Consider the following 21353-nt stretch of genomic DNA (forward strand, 5'->3'; position numbering starts at 1 on the left):
CCAGTGCGTCAAGTTCGTCGGGCGTTGTCACCGCGCGGATGGACAACTTGCGGCCACCAGAACCAACGTCCCAGCAGGGTTGCGATCGACGGCATCAACAGGGTGCGCACGATCAGCGTGTCGAGCAACAAACCGATGCAGACGGTGGATCCGAACTGGCCCAACACCCGCAGGTCGCTGCCCAGCATGGACGCCATGGTGAAGGCGAACACCAGGCCCGCCGCGGTCACCACCCCGCCGGTCCCGGCCATCGACCGGATGATTCCGGTCTTGAGCCCGCCATGGATCTCCTCCCTGAACCGGGAGACCAGTAGCAGGTTGTAGTCGGACCCGACGGCCAGCAGGATGATGACCGATAGCGCCGCGACGATCCAGTGGATCTTGATGCCGAACAAATCCTGCCAAATCAGCACGGACAGGCCGAATGACGCCGCGATGGAGCTGGCCGCGGTGCCCACGATCACCAGCGCCGCGACCACGCTCCTGGTGAGCAGCAGCATGATCATGAAGATCAGCGTGAGGGCCGACACCACCGCGATCATCAGGTCGAATTTCGCGCCGTCGTGCATGTCCTTGAAGGTCGCGGCGGTGCCGCCGAGATAGACCTTGGCGTCCGACAGCGAGGATTGTTTCAGTGCCTCCTGCGCGGCGGTGCGTTCCGAGGCGACGCGCGAGATCCCCTCCGGGGTCATCGGATCGCCCTGGTGGGTGATGAAGAACCGCGCCGACTTGCCGTCTGGCGACAAGAACATTCGCAGGCCCGTCTGGAAGTCCGGGTTCTGGAAGGCCTCCGGCGGCAGGTAGAAGAAGTCGTCGTTCTTGGAGGCGTCGAAGCTTTGCCCCATCACGATCGCGGTATCGCTCATCGCCTCCATCTGATCGATCATCGCCTTGAACGTCTGGTACAGCGTCAGCGTGATGCCCCGGGTCGTCTTCAGGGTGGCAATCAGCATGGGGAACAGCGCCATCAAGTCGTGTGTCGCCGAGGCGGTGTGCTGGATGTCGGCCGTGAGGTCGTGAAACTTCTCGGCAAGCTGGTCGAAGCCGTCCAGCGAGTCGAAGAGGGACCGAGTCGACCAGCAAAGGGGAATGTCGTAGCAGTGCTTCTCCCAGTAGAAGTAACTGCGCATCGGCCGCCAGAAGTCGTCGAAATCCGCGATGTGGTTGCGCAACGTATCGGTGATTTCCGACGTTTCCGCCGTGGTCCTTGCGCTGTCGTCGGCGGCCTTGGAAAGATCTTGCGACACTTCGTACTGGCGCTGCGTGACGTTGATTTGGTCCTGCAGCAGGTCGGCCATCTTGAGGATGTCAGCCATGCGGTCCTTGAGGAACGCCATGTTTTGCATCGTCGTCTGACTCTGCATGCTGTTCTGGAACGGAATCGAGCTGTGCTGGATCGGAATGCCCAGCGGCCTGGTGATGTCCTGGACCATGGCGATGCCCACCGTGCGCATGACGTTCTTGGCCACCCGGTCCAACACCAGCATGTCGGCCGGATTTCGCATGTCGTGATCGGCCTCGACCATCAACATGTCGGGGTTCATCCGGGCCTGCGAGAAATGCCGGTCCGCCGCCGCTTGCCCGAGATTCGACGGGGCGGAGGTCGGCAGGTAGTACCGGTCGTTGTAACTCGTGACGTAACTGGGCAGTGCGACCATGCCGACCAGCACGACCGCGGCGCTGATGGCCAGAACCGGTGCGGGCCAACGCACTACCGCGGTGCCCACTCGCCGCCACAGCCGACCCCGCTTGACCGCCCGCTTGGACTCGAAGAAATGGAAGCGACTGCCCACGAACACGACCGCGGGTCCCAGCGTGAGGCCGGCCAGCACCACGACGAGCATGCCGATCGCGACGGGTGCGCCCATGGTGTTGAACCAGGGCAGGCGGGCAAAACTCAGGCAGTACGTCGCCCCGGCGATCGTCAGGCCCGACCCCAGGACCACCGGAGCCACCCCGCGAAATGTGGTGTAGTACGCGGTTTCTCGGTCCTCACCGGCACGCAGCGCCTCTTGATAGCGGCCGACGAGGAAGATCCCGTAGTCCGTGCCAGCCGCGATCGCCAACATGGTCAGGATGTTGGCGGCGAACGTGGTCAGCCCGAATGCGTTGTGATAGGCCAGAACCGCGACGACTCCCCGCGAACACGCCAACGCAACGAACGTCATGAACAGCTGGACCAGCGTGGTGACGATGGAGCGATAGACCAGCAGCAGCATGATCGCGATCGCGCCCAGGGTGAACAGGGTGATCTTGGCCAGGCTCGCGTTACCGATGAGGTGCATGTCATCGGACAGTGCGGCGGGACCGGTGACGTAGGCCTTCACCCCGGGCGGCGCCTGATTGCGATCGATCACCTTGCGGACGGCGTCCACCGATTCGTTCGCCTGCGTCGTGCCTTGGTTGCCGGCGAGGTTCAACATGACGTAGGCGCCCTTGGCGTCGGCGCTCTGCGCCCCCGCCGCGGTGAGCCGGTCTCCCCAGAAGTCCTGGATGTGCTGGATGTGTTGGGGATCCTGGCGCAGTTGGCGAATCAGGTTGTCGTAGTAGCGATGCGCGTCGTCGCCAAGGGGTTTCTGACCTTCCAGCACGATCATCACGGTGCTGTTGGAATCGAATTCGTGGAAGTTGTGGCCCAGCAGCATCATCGCCTTCATGGACGGGGCGTCCAGTGGCGTCATCGGCGCCGAGTGCGCTTCGCCGACGACTTCCAAACGCGGGACGATGACGTTCACCAGCACCGTCACGAAGACCCAGCCCAGGATGATGGGCACCGCGAAGATGCGGATTGTGTGGGGGAGGGCCGGCCGGTGGCCGCGCGCGGGCTCGGCGGGGCTCTGGGTGCGGATCGGGCCCGTGTCCGCGTCCGCGGCTGTCATCTGGCTCTTGTTGTTGAGGTCGCTCATGCGGACTTCACCAGGCAGAAGGTCTGGGCGTTGTGGCCGTCGGAGTTCTGCTGCTCGCGCACGACGCCGTCCACGGTGATTTTGCAGCTGATGTTGCTGCCGTCGCTCTGCGCCATGATGTTGGCGCTGACCGCGGGCAGTGTCGTCGAAATCGTGGTGGACCACGGCAGCGGCGCGGCGTTGACCTGGTGCGTGTTGGCGTTCTCGTCCCAGTAGTTGATGTTGGCCGTGGCGCCCGGGGGGCCCGACACCTCGTAGACGACGACCTTGGGGTTGAACTGCACGATCTCGATGCCGGCGCCGGCGTTCGCGTTGAGGTCCTGCGAGCCGAAGATCTTGTGCAGGCGCATGACGACCAGGCCCGAGACGGCGAGAACGGCGACCAGGAGCAGCGGTATCCAGGCTCGTTTCAACATGCGGGTCAGCGCACCGGTCGTTGAACCTGGACTAGTCATCACCTGACCGCCTTCCGCTCACCGCTGGCGGGCCTGCCGTCCCGCCCGAAAGCTCACCACCGTCTTCGACGACGTCCATTGTCGCCAGGAACCTTTGCTCGGCTAAGTATGCTAAACCTTAGAGGACGGAAGCGTTCCTCCGGGTGTGCCCGGTGTGATACCGGTCTAGCGCGCAACCCGTCCCGTCACCGGCGGCAAGTCCGCCAACGTCGCGATGCCGGGCTTAGCGGCCACCACCGCCGGGACTGCATTGGTAACCGGCATCGCGGTGTAGATCATTCCCAGACCCATGAACCCGGGCTCGGTCCAATCCTTCGGTGGCAGGCAGTGCAGGACGGTGCGCATATTGGGCAGCCCGAAAACCTGGATGACGTGGCCGTGTTCGAGCGGCTTGGGCGGCACCACATGGCTGCCCATGACCCAGTTGAATCCGACGCTGACAACGTTGCGGTCGCCTTCCCAGCCGCGGTGGTAGCCATACACGCTGCCGACCGTCCCCGCAGGGATCTTCATGAAGCCCAGATCGGAATCGGCGGTGGCCGCGGTGAAGGTGACGTCGAAGGTCATCTTGTCCAGCTTCGCGCCGATCGCGTCGGCCATCATCGCCGCCGACTCCGCGAAGACCTCGCTTTCCCGGCGAACGCTGTCGGCCAGCCCGGGGGTGTCGGGGTCTTGCGAGAACCCCATCGCCGTCTGGGTTTCCGCCGACTCGTAGGTCGAGCAATCCACCGATTCGGTGATCCGGATCTCGTCGACGCGCTCGCAGGAGGCCGACAGCACCATGCCGACCATGTTCGTCATCCCGGGGTGCGCGCCGCTGCCGAAAATCGTCGAGTTGCCTTTCCGGCAGGCGTCCTCGATGCGTTTGCGGTCCTGCGGCGTCTGCTTGCCGCCGGTGATCCACGCCGCGCTGGTGCACACATTGACGCCCGATTCCAGTAGGCGGACCAGTTCGTCGATGTTGGGCCACAACGGGTTATAGCAACACGCGTCGGGCTTCAGCGCGAGCAGCGCGTCGACGTCGTTGGTCGCATGCACCCCGGTCGGCTCCGGCCAGCCGGCCAGTTTGGCGGCATCGACACCGACCTTGTCCGGCCCATGCGCGTAGACGCCGACCAGCTCCATGTCGGGCCTGCCGATGATGGCGTGCAGCGATCGCCGCCCGATGTTGCCGGTCGTCCACTGGATCACGCGCAACGGGCGGTGTTCGCCGGTGGTGCTCATCGGGTGCTCCTTCGCCATAGGCGCTTCGCGCTCAGTCGCATTCAGTCGCTGATATCGAATCCGGCGACGACCTTGGTCGGGCGCACACGCACCACGAGTTCGCCGGGAACGGCGTTGCGGCGGCCGAATTCGTCGGCGCGGTCGGCGCCCATGTACCGCGCGCCGGTCCTGGTCGTGAACTCCAGCACGTCCCCGGGATCGTCGGTCGTCGTCGCCACACCCTGCACCTGTACGAACGAATAGGGCGGGTGGGGGTCGTCGACGCAGATGGCGACTCGCGAATCACGCGCCAGGGCACGGCCTTTCGACGTGTCACGGCCGGTGGTGAACACCAATTCGCCGCCGTCGACGACAAACCAGACCGGCGCGACCAGCGGCCTGCCGTCGGCCGCAACGTAACCCAGCATCCCAGTGCGGGTGCCGGCCGACAGGAACTCGACGACCCGGTCTGACAGCTCCGGCTTTTCGGCCATCACGCTAGAGCCGGGCCAGGTCGTAGTCGGCGATGTGGTCGATGAGCACCTGCAGGTGGTCCTGCGAGGAGCCCAGCGTGTGCTCGATCGCGGTGAGCCGGGCCGCGTAGTGGGCGACCGGATACTCGGCGGTCATGCCGATGCCGCCGTGCAACTGGATGGACTCCTGCGCGATGTGCCGTGCGGACCGGCCGATCTGCAGCTTGGCGCGCGAGGCGATCACGGGGTCGAGGTTGCCGTCGGCGATCGACATCGCGGCGTAGAAGCTCATGCTGCGGGCCAACTCCAGCGACACATACATGTCCGCGGCGCGCTGGGTGAGCGCCTGAAATTTATTGAGCGTGACGCCGAATTGCTTGCGGCTCTTGAGGTAATCGGTGGTCAGACGCAGCGCTTCCTCCATCGCACCGACGGCTTCGCAGCACAACGCCGACTGGATGCGGACAAGCGCGTCGAGGATGGCGGGCGAGGCGTCCACTGCGTCGCCGAGGGGCTCGGCGGGCGCGGCCTCCAGGTCGATCTGGGCGCCGCGCTGGCCGTCAAAGGTCGGGTAGGGGTGCCGGGTGACCGCATCGCCGTCGACCAGGAACAATCCCGTTCCGCCGTCGGGCAATGCGGCGCTGACCACCAGAGTGTCGGCGCAGTCGCCGGCCGGGACCGGGTTCTTCGTTCCGGTCAGGGTCCACGAATCGCCTTGCCGCGCAGCCTGCGTGGACACGGTCGCGGTCGGTTTCCGGTGGCCCGTCTCCAGATGGGCGAACGCGAGCAACGTTTGGCCCGCCGCAACCTCGTCCAGCAGTTGCTTTTGCGCGTCGCTGCCGCGTTCGGCGATCAGTGCGCCGGGTGCCAGGGCGGCGTGCACGACGGGCTCGGGCGCCAGCCGCCGCCCGATCTCGGTGAGCACCACCATGATCTCGATCTGGCCCGCCTCGTCCGGCTCGAACCCGAGGCCCAGAATTCCGGTGTCGGCGAGCTGGCTCCAGACGTCGCGGCTCCAGCCGAGCTCGCTCTCGATGATCTTGTTGCGGCTCTCGGGATCGTAGGTGCGCGACAGGAGGTCGCGGGTGGTGTCGCGGAGCAGGGCCTGCTCGTCGCTCAGCTGAAAGTCCATGGCTGCCTCACAATCCCAGAATGGTGGACGCGATGATGTTGCGCTGCACTTCGTTGCTGCCGCCGTAGATCGACGTCTTGCGGTAGTTGAGGTAGCGCGGGGCGGCCGATTGCGCCCAGGCCGGCGACGCGATGTCGTCGCCGTCGACCGGCAGCGCGTCCGGTCCGGCGACTTCGACGAGCAGCTCGGTGGCGATCTGTTGCAGTTGACTGCCGCGCATCTTGAGCACTGACGATGCCGGATTGGGTTTACCGTCCGCGGAGTCCGTGGTAACCCGGGACTGCGTGAGTTCCAGTGCCAGCACCTCGTTTTCGGCCTCGGCCAGCCGTGCCGCGAACAGTGGGTCGTCGAGCAGTCCGGTCTCGATGGCGTGCTTTTTCACCTCGGCCAGACGGACCTTGGTGCGGCCGACCCCCGCAATGCCGGTGCGCTCGTTGCCCAGCAGGAACTTCGCGTACGTCCAGCCCTGATTCTCTTCTCCCACAAGCTGATTGGCCGGCACCCGAACGTCTTCGAAGAACACCTCGTTGACTTCGCGGCCGCCGTCGATCGTCTTGATCGGCCGCAGCGTGATGCCCGGCGTCGCCATGTCGAAGAGCAGGAACGAAATGCCGGCTTGGCGCTTGGGCGCCTGCGGGTCGGTGCGCACCAGGCAGAAGATCCAGTCCGCGTACTGGCCCAGCGTGGTCCACGTCTTCTGCCCGTTGACGACATAGGTGTCGCCATCGCGGACCGCGGTGGTGCGCAGCGAGGCGAGGTCCGAGCCGGCCTCGGGCTCGGAGAACCCCTGGCACCACCAGATGTCGATGCTGGCCGTCGGGGGGAGGAAGCGCTCCTTGATTTCCTGGGACCCGAACTCGGCAATCACCGGACCGACCATCTTGGTGTTGAAGTTCAGCGGCTCCGGGACGCACGCCAGTTGCATCTCGTCGGCCCAGATCTGGTACTGGGTCGGCGTCCAATCCTTGCCGCCCCATTCGACCGGCCAGTTGGGCACCGCAAGCCCGTGCTCGTTGAGGATCTTGTGGCTGGTGACGATGTGGTCCTTGGTCACCGGTGCCCCCTGGCGCACCGCCTCGCGAAGCTCCTCGGGGATCTGGGTGGTGTAGAAGGTGCGAAGCTCGTCGCGGAACGCGGCTTCCTCGGGTGTGAGCGCCAACTGCATGGCAGCCTCCTGTCGTCTGGGGGTGAAGCCGCGGATGGGTTTGCAGTCCCGGCCGATCGCTTCGGCTTCCTATCTTGGCCCATCGCCCGCTGTGCTTGTGCACAGCCTCGGGTTAGTCCACAAACGAGCGCCGCGACGCCCTGGACGGGGTCGTTGTGGCGGTCGCCGCCCTTACCGTCGCCGCATGCGAACAGAACTGCCCGCCGAGCGCCTGCAGCGGCGGCTCGGCGCCGAGCCCGATCCCGATTCGCAGGACGATCCCGAGGATTCCCAGCATGACCCGGACGCGCCGGACGACGATCAGAATTCGTTGCTGCCCCGATGGCTTCCCGACGCTTCCCAGCGCGGCGGCTGGGTCGCAAGGCTGCGCGCCGATCCCGGCCGCGCCGGTGCCATCGCGATGGCGGTGGTCGCCGCGCTGGCCGTGCTGGTCACGATATTCACGTTGGTGCGCGATAGGCCCGCGCCGGTGATGTCCGCCAAGCTTCCTCCGGTCGAGAAGGCGTCCACGGCGAGCCCCAGATCGTCGGCGGGTCCGGTCGCGGGCCAGCCGGCGAGCGATCGGCCCTGCGTGGTCAGCGTCGTCGGCCTGGTCCGCACCCCCGGGCTGGTCACGCTGGCGCCCGGCGCGCGGATCGCCGATGCGCTGCAGGCCGCCGGCGGTGCGGTGGACGGTGCGGACACCACCGGATTGAACATGGCCCGTCCGGTCGGCGACGGCGAACAGATCGTGGTCGGGCTGGCGCCGATCTCGGGGCGGCCGACGGCTCTTGGCAGCTCGGTGGCCTCCGGCTCAACGCCGACGCCCGGGACGCCGGCACCGGTTTCGGGATCGGCCAAGCCGAAACCGGGGCAGGCGCTCGACCTCAACACCGCGAGCGTGGAGCAGCTAGACGCCCTGCCCGGGGTCGGGCCCGTCACCGCCGCCGCGATCGTGGCGTGGCGGCAGGCCAACGGCAAGTTCACCAGCGTCGACCAGCTCGCCGACGTCGACGGTATCGGCCCGGCGCGGCTGGAAAAGCTACGTGCCCTGGTCCGCGTCTGACACCGCAGGCCTCGACGGATCGCCACTGGCGCACCTCGATGTCCGCTTGGTCCCGGCCGCCGTCACGGGATGGACGGTCACCGCCGCCGGGATCGTGTGGCCGGTCGGCCGGGCGCTGGCGTGCTGCTGCGTCGTGCTGGTTGCCGCCTCGTGTGCGCTGCTGTGCGTGGCGCGCAGGCACGCGCGCCCGCGGGCGATCGGCGCCGGCGTGCTGGCGATCGGTGTCGTGGGTGCGGGCTTCGGGCTGGCGATTGCCCTGCGCACGGACGCGGTGGCGCGCCATCCCGTCGCCGCGGCGTTCGGCGCCGCCGCGCCGGTGACGGTTACCCCAACCGAGAGCCCGCGCCCGGTGGGCCGGGGCAGGCTGATGTTTCGCGCCACCTTGCGGCAGCTGCGCACCGACGAAATGTCGGGCCGGGTAGTCGTTTTCGCGCGTACGTCGGACTTCGGTGGCGTGATGGCCGGCCAGCCGGTGCGTTTCACCGCGCGCATCAACCGTCCGGCCCGTCATGACCTGACGGTCGCCGTGCTCAACGCGACGGGCCGCCCGACGATGGGCGAGGCCGGCGCGGTGCAGCGGGCCGCTCACGCTGTGCGCACGCGGTTCGCCGCCGCCGCCCGCGATGCTCTGCCCGCCGAGCAGGCCGCGATGCTGCCCGCCCTGGTCCTCGGCGACACCGCGGCGGTGAACGCGGATACCACTCGCGACTTTCGCGCCGCCGGCATGACGCACCTGACCGCGGTATCGGGGGCCAACGTCACGATCGTGTGCGGGGCGGTGCTGTTCTCGGCCCGGCTGATCGGCCCGCGCGCGGCCGTGGCGCTGGCCGCGGTGGCACTGGTCGCCTTCGTCATCGTCGTCCAACCGACGCCGAGCGTGTTGCGCGCGGCCGTGATGGGTGCCATCGCGCTGGCGGGGGTCCTGTCGTCGCGCCGGCGGCAAGCGATTCCGGCCCTGTCGGCGGCGGTGCTGATACTGCTGACCGTCGCCCCCCACCTTGCCGTCGACGTGGGCTTCGCGCTGTCGGTGCTGGCGACGGCCGCGCTGGTCGTCATCGCGCCAGTCTGGTCGCGGCGCCTCGCCGCAAGAGGCTGTCCCAAGCCGCTGGCCGATGCGCTCGCGGTGGCGGGTGCCGCGCATGCGGTGACCGCGCCGCTGGTCGCCGCCATTTCGGGGCGGCTCAGCCTGGTCGCCGTGGTCGCGAATCTCGCGGCGGCGCCGGCGATAGCGCCGATCACGGTGCTGGGTAGCGCGGCGGCGGTCTTGTGCATGTCGTGGCCAGCCGGCGCCGAACTGTTGATCCGATTCGCCGGCCCCGAGCTCTGGTGGGTGCTGAGCGTGGCGCGCTGGGCGGCCGAGGTTCCCGCGGCGACCGTGCCCGTTCCGTCCGGCGTGGCCGGCGTGCTGATCGTCGGCGGCGCCACCGTCATGGTCGTCCTGCTGACGCGGGTGTTGTGGCGGCACGGGTTTCGCGTGGCGGTCGGGCTGGCGGGCGCCGCGCTCGCCGTGTGGGTGGCGGCCTGGTCGCTGTCGGGACTAATGGCGATTCCAAGCGCGGCGTAGCCGGGCGTGGCGGGTCACCATCATCGGACTGGGCGGGCCCTAGTCGGACCCACGTGACACCATCGTGGGGTGAGCGAGCCTGCGCCGTTGCACCTTGTCCTGGGAGACGAGGAACTGCTGGTCGAGCGGGCGGTGGCCGACGTGCTGCGGTCGGCGCGGCAGCGTGCGGGCGCCGACTCGGGCGCCAATGACGTGCCCGTCAGCCGAATGCGGGCCGGCGACGTCAGCACCTACGAACTCGCCGAGCTGCTGAGCCCGTCACTGTTCGCCGACGAGCGCATCGTCGTGCTGGAGGCCGCGGGCGACGCGGGCAAGGACGCGGCCGCGATGATCGCCGCGGCCGCCGCCGACATCCCGGCCGGCACGGTGCTGGTCGTGGTGCACTCGGGCGGCGGGAGGGCCAAGGCGCTGGCCGGCGAGCTGCAAAAGCTCGGCGCGCAGGTACATCCCTGCGCGCGGATCACCAAACTCAGCGAGCGCATCGACTTCATCCGCAAGGAGTTCCGCGCGCTGCGCATCAAGGTCGACGAGGAGACGGTGACCGCCCTGCTCGACGCAGTCGGATCCGACGTGCGCGAACTGGCCTCGGCCTGTTCGCAGCTGGTCGCCGACACCGCCGGTGCCGTCGATGCGGCCGCGGTGCGCCGCTATCACAGCGGCAAAGCGGAGGTGAAAGGGTTCGACATCGCCGACAAGGCGGTGGCCGGCGACATCGAAGGAGCCACAGAGGCGCTGCGCTGGGCGATGATGCGCGGCGAGCCCCTGGTGGTGCTGGCCGACGCCCTGGCCGAGGCCGTGCACACCATCGGCCGGGTCGGGCCGCTGTCGGGCGACCCCTACCGCCTTGCGGCACAGCTGGGGATGCCGCCCTGGCGGGTACAGAAGGCGCAGAAACAGGCCCGGCGCTGGTCGCGCGACACGGTGGCGGTCGCGATGAAAGTGGTGGCGGAACTCAACGCCAACGTCAAGGGCGCCGTCGCGGACGCCGACTACGCGCTGGAATCCGCGGTCAGGCAGGTCGCCGAGCTGGTGGCCGACCGCGGCCGGTGAGCGACGTCGGGCTCAGAGCTTGTTCAGGGCCTTGGCCAGTGCGGACTTCTTGTTGGCCGCCTGGTTCTTGTGGATAACGCCCTTGCTGGCCGCCTTGTCCAGCTTGCGGTTGGTCGACACCAGCAACTCCGCGGCCTTGTCCTTGTCGCCGGCGTCGGTGGCCTCGCGGAACGCGCGCACGGCAGTGCGCAGCGAAGACTTCACCGACTTGTTGCGCAGGCGGGCGCGCTCGTTCGTGCGATTGCGCTTCTGCTGCGACTTTATGTTGGCCACGCGTTGTTTCCTTCTTAGATTCGGTGTTGGCTTGAGGCGCCCGATGTACCCGGCGGCGATTGCCCAGGTTATCAGTCGGTTACGTTTTCTCCCAAAAGGGGAAACCGTGACCTGCCGCAACGTCAATTTGAGGCAGCATCTGAAAAGTGAGTTTTACGAGCCAGCTTGAGGAGACCAGGCAGAGGTCGCGCGGCCCGGCGCGACCGCAGGCACGCTCCGAGCGCATCTTCGGCGGATACAACCACACGGACGCCTACGCGATGGCCTTCGACGAGATGTTCGACGCCGCGGGCAACGTCCGCGGCCCGTACAAGGGCATCTACGCCGAGCTCGCGCCGTCGGACGTCTCGGATCTCATGGCCAGGTCCGAAGCGCTGGCCCGGGCGTTCCTCGACCAGGGCATCACGTTTTCGCTGTCGGGTCAGGAGCGGCCCTTCCCGCTGGACCTGGTGCCGCGGGTGATCTCGGCCGCGGAGTGGAGCCGGCTGGAGCGCGGCATCACCCAGCGGGTCAAAGCCCTCGAGCTGTATCTCGACGATATCTACGGCGACCAGGAGATCCTGAACGACGGCGTCATCCCGCGCCGGCTGGTCACATCGTGCGAGCACTTTCACCGCCAGGCCGTGGGCATCGTCCCGCCCAACGGCGTGCGAATCCACGTCGCCGGCATCGACCTGATCCGCGACGAGAAGGGCAATTTCCGCGTCCTGGAGGACAACCTGCGCTCCCCCTCGGGGGTGTCATACGTCATGGAGAACAGGCGCACCATGGCGCGGGTTTTCCCGAACTTGTTCGCCACCCATCGCGTGCGTGCCGTCGACGACTACTCCTCGCACCTATTGCGAGCGCTGCGCAACTCCGCGGCCACCAACGAGGCGGACCCGACGGTCGTCGTGCTGACTCCCGGGGTCTACAACTCGGCGTACTTCGAGCATTCGCTGCTGGCCCGGCAGATGGGCGTCGAGCTGGTCGAGGGCCGCGACCTGTTCTGCCGCGACAACCAGGTGTACATGCGCACCACCGAGGGCGAGCGCCAAGTCGACGTCATCTATCGGCGCATCGACGACGCCTTCTTGGACCCGCTGCAGTTCCGCGCCGACTCGGTGCTGGGGGTGGCGGGTTTGGTCAACGCGGCCCGGGCCGGCAACGTCGTCATCTCCAGCGCGATCGGCAACGGCGTCGGCGACGACAAGCTGGTCTACACCTACGTGCCCACCATGATCGAGTACTACCTGGGCGAGAAGCCGCTGCTGGCCAACGTGGAGACCTACCGGTGCTGGCTGGACGACGAGCGGGAAGAGGTGCTCGACCGGATCGACGAGTTGGTCGTCAAGCCGGTCGAGGGGTCCGGCGGCTACGGCATCGTGTTCGGACCCGAGGCCTCCGAGAAGGAGCTGGCGGCCGTCAGCAAGAAGATTCGCGACGATCCCCGAAGCTGGATCGCCCAACCGATGATGGAGCTGTCCACGGTCCCGACCCAGATCGACGACGAACTGGCGCCCCGCTATGTCGACCTGCGGCCGTTCGCGGTCAACGACGGCGACGACGTGTGGGTGCTGCCGGGTGGGCTGACCCGGGTGGCGCTGGTCGAGGGGTCGCGGGTGGTGAACTCCAGCCAGGGGGGTGGCTCCAAGGACACCTGGGTGCTCGCGCCGCGCGCCGCGGCCGTCGCGAGGGAGCTGGGCGCCGCCGAGGTGGTGCGTTCGCTGCCGACATCCATCCCCGACCCGGCTCCGGACGGGTCACGGGCGCAACAGCCGCTGCAGGTCGAACAGCCGCAGGACGAGCAGCCGCAGCAACAGCAGCAACAACAGCAGCAGCAACGACAGAAGGCGATCCGCTGATGCTGGCCCGCAACGCCGAGGCGCTGTATTGGATCGGTCGCTACGTCGAGCGGGCGGACGACACGGCGCGCATCCTCGACGTCGCGCTGCACCAACTGCTCGAGGATTCCAGCGTCGATCCCGATCAGGCGTCACGCTTGCTGCTGCGCGTCCTCGGTATCGAGCCCCCGGACCACGACCTGGATGTGTGGTCGCTGACCGACCTCGTCGCCTATAGCACCGACAACAAGGGTGGGTGCTCGATCGTCGACGCGATCACGGCGGCGCGCGAGAACGCGAAGTCGGCGCGCGAGGTGACGTCCAGTGAGATCTGGGAGTGCCTGAACACCACCTACCATGCCCTGCCCGAACGCGAACGCGCCGCCAAACGCCTTGGGCCACACGAGTTTTTGTCGTTCATCGAAAGTCGCGCCGCGATGTTCGCCGGCCTGGCCGACTCGACGCTGTCCCGTGACGACGGATACCGCTTCCTGTTGCTGGGCCGCGCGATCGAGCGCGTCGACATGACGGTGCGGTTGTTGCTGTCGCGGGTCGGAGACAGCGCGTCATCGCCGGCATGGGTAACGCTGTTGCGTTCGGCGGGCGCGCACGACACCTACCTGCGCACCTACCGGGGGGTGCTGGATGCGACGCGGGTGGTCGAGTTCATGCTGCTCGATCGGCTGTTTCCGCGTTCGGTGTTCTATTCGCTCCGGCTGGCCGAACACAACCTCGACGAGTTGCTGCACAATCCGCAGAGCCGAATCGGGGCCACCGCGGAGGCGCAACGGCTGCTCGGCCAGGCTCGTAGCGAGCTGGAATTCTTGCAGCCCGGTGTGCTGCTGGAGTCACTCGAAAGCCGCTTGGCGGGCTTGCAGAGAACCTGCCGCGATGTCGGAGAAGCATTGTCGCTGCAGTACTTCCACGTCACCCCGTGGGTGGCGTGGTCGGATGCGGGCGAGCGGACCGGATTGGCCACCAGGAAGGGGGACGCCTGATGTGGCGGATGCGGGTGGTGCACACCACGGGGTACGCATACCAGTCGCCGGTGACCGCCTCGTATAACGAAGCCCGGCTGACGCCGCGGTCGGACACCCGGCAGAACGTCATCCTCAACCGTGTCGAAACCATTCCGGCCACGCGGTCCTATCGCTACATCGACTATTGGGGCACCGCCGTGACGGCGTTCGATCTGCATGCGCCGCACGCCGACCTCACCGTGACGTCGTCGTCGGTCATCGAGACCGAAGCGCCGGAGCCGGCCGAGATGGAGGCGGGGTGGGGCGACCTGCGATCCGAGGCCGTGATCGACCGGTTCGATGAACTGCTCCGCCCCACCGCACACACCCCGACAAGCAAACGCGTTGCGTCCGTGGGCAAGAAGATCGCGAAAAGCCATAAGCCCCAGGAAGCCGTCGTCGCCGCGGCCAAGTGGGCGCACGAGGAGCTCGACTACCTTCCGGGTACCACCGGCGTGCATTCGTCCGGCCTCGACGCACTGCACGAGGGCAAGGGCGTCTGCCAGGACTTCGTGCACCTGTCGCTAATGACCTTGCGCAGCATGGGAATTCCCGCGCGCTATGTGTCGGGCTATCTGCACCCCAAACGCAACGCCACCGTGGGCGATACCGTCGACGGGCGAAGTCATGCCTGGATTCAAGCCTGGACCGGGAGTTGGTGGAACTACGACCCCACCAACGACACCGAAATCACCGAGCAGTACGTCAGTGTGGGCGTCGGCCGCGACTACACCGACGTCGCCCCGCTCAAAGGGATCTACTCGGGCGAGGGCGCAACCGACCTCGACGTGATCGTGGAGGTCACTCGGCTCGCCTAGGGGATGGCCGGATGCAAGATTCGTCAGCGCCGGGCCGGCCGGTTTTGCCGGGCCTCGCGCTCCTGTGCATCGGGCTACTGTTCGGCGGAGTGGCAGTCGGCGTGGCGCTGGGCGGCGTGCTGCCGTTGCCCTATGGCCCGATGGGTGCGGTCGTCGCCTACGTCCGGGCGGAGCCGGTCGCGCTGCAAGTGATCGCCACCGCGGTGTTCGCATCGTCGGTACCCCTGGCGATCTACGCGGCGATGGCCGCCGCCCGGTTGCGGCAGCTCGGTGTGGCCCGGTCCGCGGCGGCGATCGCGCTAACAGGTGGGACCTTGGCGGCCGGCGCGCTCGGTCTGACGGCGTTGTTGGGCTGGACATTGTCGCGATCCGAGATAAGCGCGGACGCCGCGCTGGTTCGGGCGATCTACGTGTTGGCGTTTCTGGTCGGCGGCCCCGGCCACTTGGTGGCGTTGGGCCTGTTGGTCGCCGGGATGGCCGTGCCGGGTCGCGCGCGGGGCTTGCTGCTCGGGCCGCTGGCCTGGGCCGGCCTGGCGGTTGCCGCGCTCGCCGAAGTGACGGCGCTGGTGCTGGCGTGGCCGGAACTGGGTGTGCTTCTGCCGATCGCACGAGTCGCGGCGCTGGTCTGGCTGGTGGCGGCCGGCCTGCAGCTAGGTCCGCCGCGACGGCCTAGGTGACTTCGACCCGATGCAGGTCGTCGCCGAGCTCGATCTGTCCGGCGAACTCGGTGGCGGCCAGCGTCCGCCACTGCTCCTCCTGCCCCGGGACCAGGGCCGGCACGTAGTGAGTCATGACCAGGGTGCCCACCCCCGCGCGGGCGGCGGTCGCCGCCGCTTGCTCGACCGACGAGTGGTAATCGCAGATGTCCTGCAGCCGCTGTTGCGGGATGTTCGAGACGATGTCCTTGCGGATCACGGTGTGCACCAAAGCGCCTGCACCGGTTGCCAATTCGTCCAAGCTCTCGCAGGGGACCGTGTCGCCGGCCAGCACGACCGATGCTGACTCGAATTCGATCCGGAACCCGATGGTGGGCGCCACCGGCCGGTGATCGGTAGGCGCCACCCGGATCGAGACGCCGTCGCGGTCCCACACCGGCCCCTCGGTGTATTCGTGGACGTCGACGGGCGGCGGCGCGTTGAGGTCGGCGTGGTGAGCGATGCGGTAACCGATGTCGTGGCGCAATGCGTTCAGCGTTGCCTCAACCGTTTCCGCGGTGCCGGGCGGTCCGATGATAGGCAGCGGGACGGGCTCCGGGCTGAAGGTGCTGACCCAGCGCGTGATCAGCACGTCGCCGAGGTCGCCGATGTGATCGCTGTGCAGGTGGGTGAGCAGCAGCGCCGATAGTCCGCTGGCGCCCACGCCGATCGCGGCCGCACGTTGCAGCACGCCGCGGCCGCAATCCACGAGGAACACCTGCCCGCCGGCCCGCACCAGGGTCGACGGCCCGGCGCGGTTCGGGTCGGGGATGGGGCTTCCGGTTCCGAGCAGGGTGACCTCGATCATGGCCCTATCCTCGCGGACACCGTCGGCGAACGTGCGTGTCTGTACGCCGACACGCCGTCACGTCCGGCATTCTGCGCACCCTCGTCAGGTTTGTTTCGGGGCGGGGGTGTGAGGGTAATGGACAGCATCGGCTCTCGGTCCTCGAGTCGGCTTTCCCGCCGCGCAAGTTGGCCGTAGCCTGATGTGAAGCAGCTCACAACCGCCTGGGAGGCCTGAATGCGGATCGCGGACGTTTTGCGCAACAAGGGTGCGGCGGTGGTGACGATCAACCCCGAGGCAACCGTCAAGGAGCTGCTCGCCGGCCTCGCCGAGCAGAACATCGGCGCCATGGTCGTGGTTGGTGCCGAAGGTGTCGTCGGGATCGTGTCGGAACGCGACGTCGTGCGCCAACTGCACAAACACGGCGCGAGCGTGCTGTCCCGCCCGGTCTCGAAGATCATGACCTCCACGATCGCCACGTGCACCAAGTCCGACACGGTCGACTCGTTGACCATGCTGATGACCAAGAACCGGGTGCGCCACGTGCCGGTGCTGGAGGGCAAAAAGCTGATCGGCATCGTCAGCATCGGTGACGTGGTGAAGACCCGGATGGAAGAACTCGAGGCCGAGCAGCAGCAGCTGCAGTCCTACATCACGCAGGGCTGACCCGCCGCACGATCAGCGCCAGGCGTACTCGGCCCGCAGCCGGGCGGCCACCACGTCGAAGATCTCGCGTCGCAGGATCGCGCCCTCGCGTCGTATCCCTTCCTCGGGCACGTCGAGCACCCGGTCCAGCCGGACCCAGCTCGGTCTGCCCTCGTAATCCCAAGCGCCGGAACCGATCCCAACCCAGTCGGGGTCGTTGGCGTGACGCTCCTGGCTGGACACCATCAGCCCGAGCAGCACGCTGCGGTCACGGCCCACGACCAGCACCGGCCGGTCCTTGCCACGGGTGGGATCGTCCTCGTAGACCACCCATGTCCACACGATTTCCCCGGGGTCGGCGCGGCCGTCGAGGTCCGGCGCGTAGACCAGTTTGCGGGCGCGCTGCGCGGTGGGAAAGCTGGTGCTGGTCACCGGGCGGCCCGCGGTGATCGCGGCCGGCGGCTGCGGAGCGACGGCGGCGATGACGTTCGCGGTGATCTTCACCGCGTGCTGGAGTTCCCGCAGCACGGCTTGCGAGTTCTGCACCTGCCGTACCAGCCGCGGAGCGCGATCGAAAACCAGGTTCTCCGCGAAGCGCTGAAACGTCTTCCACTGCGATTTCCGGGGAGACGGCATATTCGCAGCATAGACGCGCCAATTGTGTCCGGGCCGCGACGCGTGGATACCCTTGACGCACCACCGAACCGCCAGTCGACCAGGAGATTCCCATCAGCAGTTTCGCCGACAAGACCTTCACGGCGCCGGCGCAGATTCGGAATTTCTGCATCATCGCCCACATCGATCACGGCAAGTCCACGCTCGCCGACCGGATGCTTCAGCTCACCGGCGTCGTCGACGAGCGGTCGATGCGTGCCCAATACCTCGACCGGATGGATATCGAGCGTGAGCGCGGCATCACCATCAAGGCGCAGAACGTGCGGCTGCCGTGGAAAGTCGGAGACGAAGACTACGTCCTGCACCTGATCGACACCCCGGGCCACGTCGACTTCACCTACGAGGTGTCCCGCGCGCTGGAAGCCTGCGAGGGCGCGGTGCTGTTGGTCGACGCGGCGCAGGGCATCGAAGCTCAGACGCTGGCCAACCTCTATCTGGCGCTGGATCGAGATCTGCACATCATCCCGGTGCTCAACAAGATCGACCTCCCCGCGGCCGACCCCGATCGCTACGCCGCCGAGATCGCCCACATCATCGGCTGCGAACCCGGCGACGTGTTGCGGGTGTCCGGGAAAACCGGGGAGGGCGTCGCGGACCTGCTCGACCATGTGGTGCGGGAGGTGCCGCCGCCCCAAGGCGATGCCGACGCCCCGACCCGCGCGATGATCTTCGACTCCGTCTACGACATCTATCGCGGCGTGGTGACGTATGTCCGCGTGGTGGATGGCAAGATCACCCCGCGCGAACGCATCGCGATGATGTCCACCGGCGCCACCCACGAGCTGCTCGAGGTCGGCATCGTCTCGCCCGAACCGAAGGCCAGCGAGGGCCTGGGGGTGGGCGAGGTCGGCTACCTGATCACCGGGGTGAAGGACGTGCGGCAGTCCAAGGTCGGTGACACCGTCACCACCGCCCGGCACGGCGCCACCGAAGCGTTGACCGGTTACCGCGAACCCACGCCGATGGTCTACTCGGGCCTGTACCCCGTCGACGGCTCCGACTATCCGGATCTGCGCGACGCCCTGGACCGGCTGCAACTCAACGACGCCGCCCTGACGTACGAACCGGAGACGTCGGTGGCGCTGGGCTTCGGGTTCCGCTGCGGGTTCCTGGGCCTGCTGCACATGGAGATCACCCGCGAGCGCCTGGAGCGCGAGTTCGACCTGGACCTGATCTCGACGTCGCCGAACGTCGTCTACCGGGTGATCAAAGAGGACGACACCGAGATCGTGGTGACCAACCCATCGGACTGGCCGGAGGGCAAGGTCCGCACCGTCTACGAGCCCGTCGTGAAGACCACCATCATCGCCCCCAGCGAGTTCATCGGCACCATCATGGAGCTCTGCCAGTCGCGCCGCGGCGAGCTCGGCGGGATGGACTACCTGTCACCCGAACGGGTGGAACTGCGCTACACGATGCCGCTGGGCGAGATCATCTTCGACTTCTTCGATTCGCTGAAGTCGCGCACCCGCGGTTATGCCAGCCTCGACTACGAGGAGGCCGGCGAACAAGAGGCACAGCTGGTCAAGGTCGACATCCTGCTGCAGGGCGAGGCCGTCGACGCGTTCAGCGCGATCGTGCACAAGGATTCGGCGTATGCCTATGGCAACAAGATGACCACCAAGCTCAAGGAACTGATCCCGCGCCAGCAGTTCGAGGTGCCGGTGCAGGCGGCGATTGGCTCGAAAATCATTGCGCGCGAAAATATTCGAGCGATCCGCAAGGACGTGCTGTCCAAGTGCTACGGCGGTGACATCACCCGCAAGCGCAAACTTCTGGAAAAGCAGAAGGAAGGCAAGAAGCGGATGAAAACCATCGGACGGGTCGAGGTGCCGCAGGAAGCGTTTGTGGCCGCGTTGTCCACCGATGCCGCGGGGGACAAGGCAAAGAAGTAGATGAGGCCCAGCTGGCGCACCGCGGTGGCGCTGTTGGTCGCAGCGCTGGCCACCGCGTGCACGACGGCGATCGACGGCACGGCGCGGCCGGCGCCGACCCTGCGGCCGCATCCGCTCACGGGCCCAGCCATTAAGCAGGTCCTGCTCGACGATGCCGCGCTGTCAAAGATGCTCAACCAGACCTTCGAAGCCATGTCGATCGTTCCGCCGCGGTTTGGCGGTCCCGAGATGTTGTCGCCGGGCGTCGAGCTGGTGTCGCCGGCTAACTGCGCGGGCGTCACCTCGATGATGATCACCAAGGTCTACGGATCCGCTGATGTCGTGAATGTCGCGCGGGAATCGTGGTGGAACCTGCACGCGGCGAAGGTGATGAGCGCTTCGGAGGGTGTGGTCGCCTTGTCCAGCGCCGCGGGCGCCGGCGCGCTTTTCCAAAAGTTCTCGCAGCAGTGGCGCGACTGCGACGGCACCACCGTGACCAGCGACAGCCCCAGCATCATCATCGACCGTCCCGGAATGAGCTTCTCGGACAAGGTTTCCGACGTGCGCGTCGCCGATTCGGTTGTCGCGGCGACCCTGGTGGAGAAACAATTGACACCCGCGCCGCCGGGCGAACCCATCCCCAAGGCGCGCGCCATCGGCGTTCGGGGGAATTGCCTCGTCGAAGTCGATGTGGCGTTTTTCGGTGCGGTGGACCCTTCCTACCCGGGGTCGCACGACGTCGACACCACCGCCGTCGACATCGCACACGTGATGATGGACAAGGTCAGCGGGCTGAGCTGACCCGCTACGTCGGCGCGTTGGCGGGCTGGCACGTTCGTCACTGGGTAGTTCTTTCCAGCTCGTGCTCGAGTATTTGGCCGATCGCGGCAATCGGCTCCGGCATGTCCATGTCAGAATGCTGGCTTTCAATTTTGTGGGCGGACACAGTTCCTTTCAGGTACGGCGCCCATGCCGCGAGGTATTCCTCCGGTGGTCTTGGCTCGTTGACAGTCGGTATGAACAGTACCGAGCGACCGTCGTAGCTTGGCGACACGAAGTCGTTGAGCATTTCGACACTATTTTTGGTCAAGGCGATGACGACGTTCGCCAGCGATTCGTATTCAGGATCGTCGATCGAAACACCGTAGCGATCGTTCGCCCATGCGTTGATCAGGCTGCGGGTATCGCTTTCGGAGAAGTCTGACAGTAATAGCGGGTCGTCCTCATACCTAGGAACGCTGGCGATCAGCCCCAACAGTGCGACCTCGTGTTCGCGGCGCTGGAGCTCTGCCGCCATCGCATGAGCCACCACACCGCCGAAGGACCAACCCAGCAGAATGAAGGGCCCTTGCGGCTGCACGGCCAGTATTTGCTCGACGTAGTCGTTCGCCATGGCGGGTATCGACGCCGCGAACGGCGTCTTGCCGTCGAGTCCTCGCGCCTGCAACCCGTAGATGGGCCGGTCATGAAGATGCTCGGCCAGCCCGCGGTAACCCCACGCCATTCCACCCGCCGGGTGGATGCACCACACCGGCGGCTTGGTTCCGCCTAAGCGGAGCGGTAAGACGGTCGCCAACGGATCCACGAACTCAGAAGAGGGTTCTCGGGCGATCCATTGGGCGAGTTGGGTGATGGTGGGGGCGTCGAAGATTGCTCGGATGGGGATTTCGACGTCGAGTTCGGTGCGGATGCGCGCGACGAGTCGGGTCGCTGAGAGGGAGTGTCCGCCCAGGGCGAAGAAGCTGTCGTCG

General features: G+C 67.1%; 19 protein-coding genes and 1 pseudogene. 10 read left to right on the plus strand and 10 right to left on the minus strand.

Annotated elements, in window-relative coordinates:
• Positions 1–8: 8 nt before the first annotated feature.
• The 6 genes from A5745_RS01165 to A5745_RS01190 form a co-directional block, all read right to left on the minus strand.
• On the minus strand, positions 9–2906 hold the full coding sequence (locus A5745_RS01165; RefSeq protein ID WP_076114820.1) for an RND family transporter: 2898 nt from the start codon (positions 2904–2906) through the stop codon (positions 9–11).
• Entirely contained in the window at positions 2903–3322 is a 420-nt protein-coding gene (locus tag A5745_RS01170; protein ID WP_076064403.1) for an MmpS family transport accessory protein, read from the minus strand. Before A5745_RS01170 ends, A5745_RS01165 begins: the two co-directional genes overlap by 4 nt.
• Before the next feature lie 204 nt (positions 3323–3526).
• Positions 3527–4585, minus strand: a complete 1059-nt coding sequence (locus A5745_RS01175; protein ID WP_076114828.1) for a dihydrodipicolinate reductase — start codon at positions 4583–4585, stop codon at positions 3527–3529.
• A gap of 41 nt (positions 4586–4626) precedes the next feature.
• On the minus strand, positions 4627–5058 hold the full coding sequence (locus A5745_RS01180; protein WP_076064418.1) for a PPOX class F420-dependent oxidoreductase: 432 nt from the start codon (positions 5056–5058) through the stop codon (positions 4627–4629).
• Positions 5059–5062: 4 nt separating this feature from the next.
• Entirely contained in the window at positions 5063–6169 is a 1107-nt protein-coding gene (locus A5745_RS01185) for an acyl-CoA dehydrogenase family protein (protein WP_076114821.1), read from the minus strand.
• Between the two features lie 7 nt (positions 6170–6176).
• Complete coding sequence (locus A5745_RS01190; RefSeq protein WP_076064405.1) at positions 6177–7334, minus strand: acyl-CoA dehydrogenase family protein; 1158 nt, start codon at positions 7332–7334, stop codon at positions 6177–6179.
• 184 nt (positions 7335–7518) lie between these two features.
• Between A5745_RS01190 and A5745_RS01195 the strand changes: the two genes are divergently transcribed.
• The 3 genes from A5745_RS01195 to holA all read left to right on the plus strand — a co-directional run bounded on the left by A5745_RS01195 (position 7519) and on the right by holA (position 10993).
• Positions 7519–8379 carry a ComEA family DNA-binding protein gene (locus A5745_RS01195; protein ID WP_076114822.1) on the plus strand — a complete coding sequence of 287 codons (861 nt, stop codon included), beginning with the start codon at positions 7519–7521 and terminating at the stop codon, positions 8377–8379.
• Complete coding sequence (locus tag A5745_RS01200; protein WP_254848474.1) at positions 8360–9943, plus strand: ComEC/Rec2 family competence protein; 1584 nt, start codon at positions 8360–8362, stop codon at positions 9941–9943. The genes A5745_RS01195 and A5745_RS01200 overlap by 20 nt, the downstream gene beginning before the upstream one ends.
• An 87-nt stretch (positions 9944–10030) precedes the next feature.
• Positions 10031–10993, plus strand: coding sequence for a DNA polymerase III subunit delta (holA, locus tag A5745_RS01205; protein ID WP_139329385.1), 963 nt, complete (start codon positions 10031–10033; stop codon positions 10991–10993).
• Between the two features lie 12 nt (positions 10994–11005).
• Here the strand turns inward: holA and rpsT are convergent, their stop codons facing one another.
• A complete protein-coding gene (gene rpsT, locus A5745_RS01210) occupies positions 11006–11266 on the minus strand; it encodes a 30S ribosomal protein S20 (RefSeq protein WP_076064408.1) in 261 nt (86 codons plus the stop codon).
• A gap of 146 nt (positions 11267–11412) precedes the next feature.
• Here rpsT and A5745_RS01215 point away from each other — a divergent pair, with 146 nt between their 5' ends.
• From A5745_RS01215 to A5745_RS01230, 4 genes are read left to right on the plus strand one after another with little or no spacing between them, the layout of a single operon-like run.
• The gene (locus A5745_RS01215) at positions 11413–13110 is read left to right on the plus strand and encodes a circularly permuted type 2 ATP-grasp protein (RefSeq protein WP_076064409.1); all 1698 of its coding nucleotides are present in this window, start codon (positions 11413–11415) and stop codon (positions 13108–13110) included.
• The gene (locus tag A5745_RS01220; protein WP_076064410.1) at positions 13110–14087 is read left to right on the plus strand and encodes an alpha-E domain-containing protein; all 978 of its coding nucleotides are present in this window, start codon (positions 13110–13112) and stop codon (positions 14085–14087) included. Before A5745_RS01215 ends, A5745_RS01220 begins: the two co-directional genes overlap by 1 nt.
• On the plus strand, positions 14087–14926 hold the full coding sequence (locus A5745_RS01225; RefSeq protein ID WP_076064411.1) for a transglutaminase family protein: 840 nt from the start codon (positions 14087–14089) through the stop codon (positions 14924–14926). Before A5745_RS01220 ends, A5745_RS01225 begins: the two co-directional genes overlap by 1 nt.
• A gap of 11 nt (positions 14927–14937) precedes the next feature.
• Positions 14938–15603 carry a hypothetical protein gene (locus A5745_RS01230; protein WP_240563141.1) on the plus strand — a complete coding sequence of 222 codons (666 nt, stop codon included), beginning with the start codon at positions 14938–14940 and terminating at the stop codon, positions 15601–15603.
• On the opposite strand, the gene A5745_RS01235 is transcribed toward A5745_RS01230, so the two are convergent.
• Entirely contained in the window at positions 15596–16429 is an 834-nt protein-coding gene (locus A5745_RS01235) for a ribonuclease Z (protein ID WP_076114824.1), read from the minus strand. The two genes, A5745_RS01230 and A5745_RS01235, sit on opposite strands and share 8 nt — an antisense overlap.
• A gap of 216 nt (positions 16430–16645) precedes the next feature.
• Here A5745_RS01235 and A5745_RS01240 point away from each other — a divergent pair, with 216 nt between their 5' ends.
• Positions 16646–17074 (plus strand): CBS domain-containing protein, encoded by a 429-nt coding sequence (locus A5745_RS01240; RefSeq protein ID WP_076064413.1) that lies wholly within the window; start codon positions 16646–16648, stop codon positions 17072–17074.
• 12 nt (positions 17075–17086) lie between these two features.
• On the opposite strand, the gene A5745_RS01245 is transcribed toward A5745_RS01240, so the two are convergent.
• Positions 17087–17689, minus strand: coding sequence for a type II toxin-antitoxin system PemK/MazF family toxin (locus A5745_RS01245; protein ID WP_076114825.1), 603 nt, complete (start codon positions 17687–17689; stop codon positions 17087–17089).
• Positions 17690–17710: 21 nt separating this feature from the next.
• Between A5745_RS01245 and lepA the strand changes: the two are divergent.
• Both lepA and A5745_RS01255 read left to right on the plus strand, forming a co-directional pair.
• Positions 17711–19623, plus strand: a pseudogene (lepA, locus tag A5745_RS01250) (translation elongation factor 4).
• The gene (locus A5745_RS01255) at positions 19624–20403 is read left to right on the plus strand and encodes a sensor domain-containing protein (RefSeq protein ID WP_076114826.1); all 780 of its coding nucleotides are present in this window, start codon (positions 19624–19626) and stop codon (positions 20401–20403) included. It abuts the pseudogene before it with no gap.
• A gap of 37 nt (positions 20404–20440) precedes the next feature.
• On the opposite strand, the gene A5745_RS01260 is transcribed toward A5745_RS01255, so the two are convergent.
• On the minus strand, positions 20441–21353 hold a 913-nt coding region (locus A5745_RS01260; protein WP_139329382.1), incomplete at its 5' end, for an alpha/beta fold hydrolase.

The sequence above is a fragment of the Mycobacterium sp. IS-2888 genome (genome assembly GCF_001954215.1).
In the GTDB taxonomy this organism is placed as follows: Bacteria; Actinomycetota; Actinomycetes; order Mycobacteriales; family Mycobacteriaceae; genus Mycobacterium.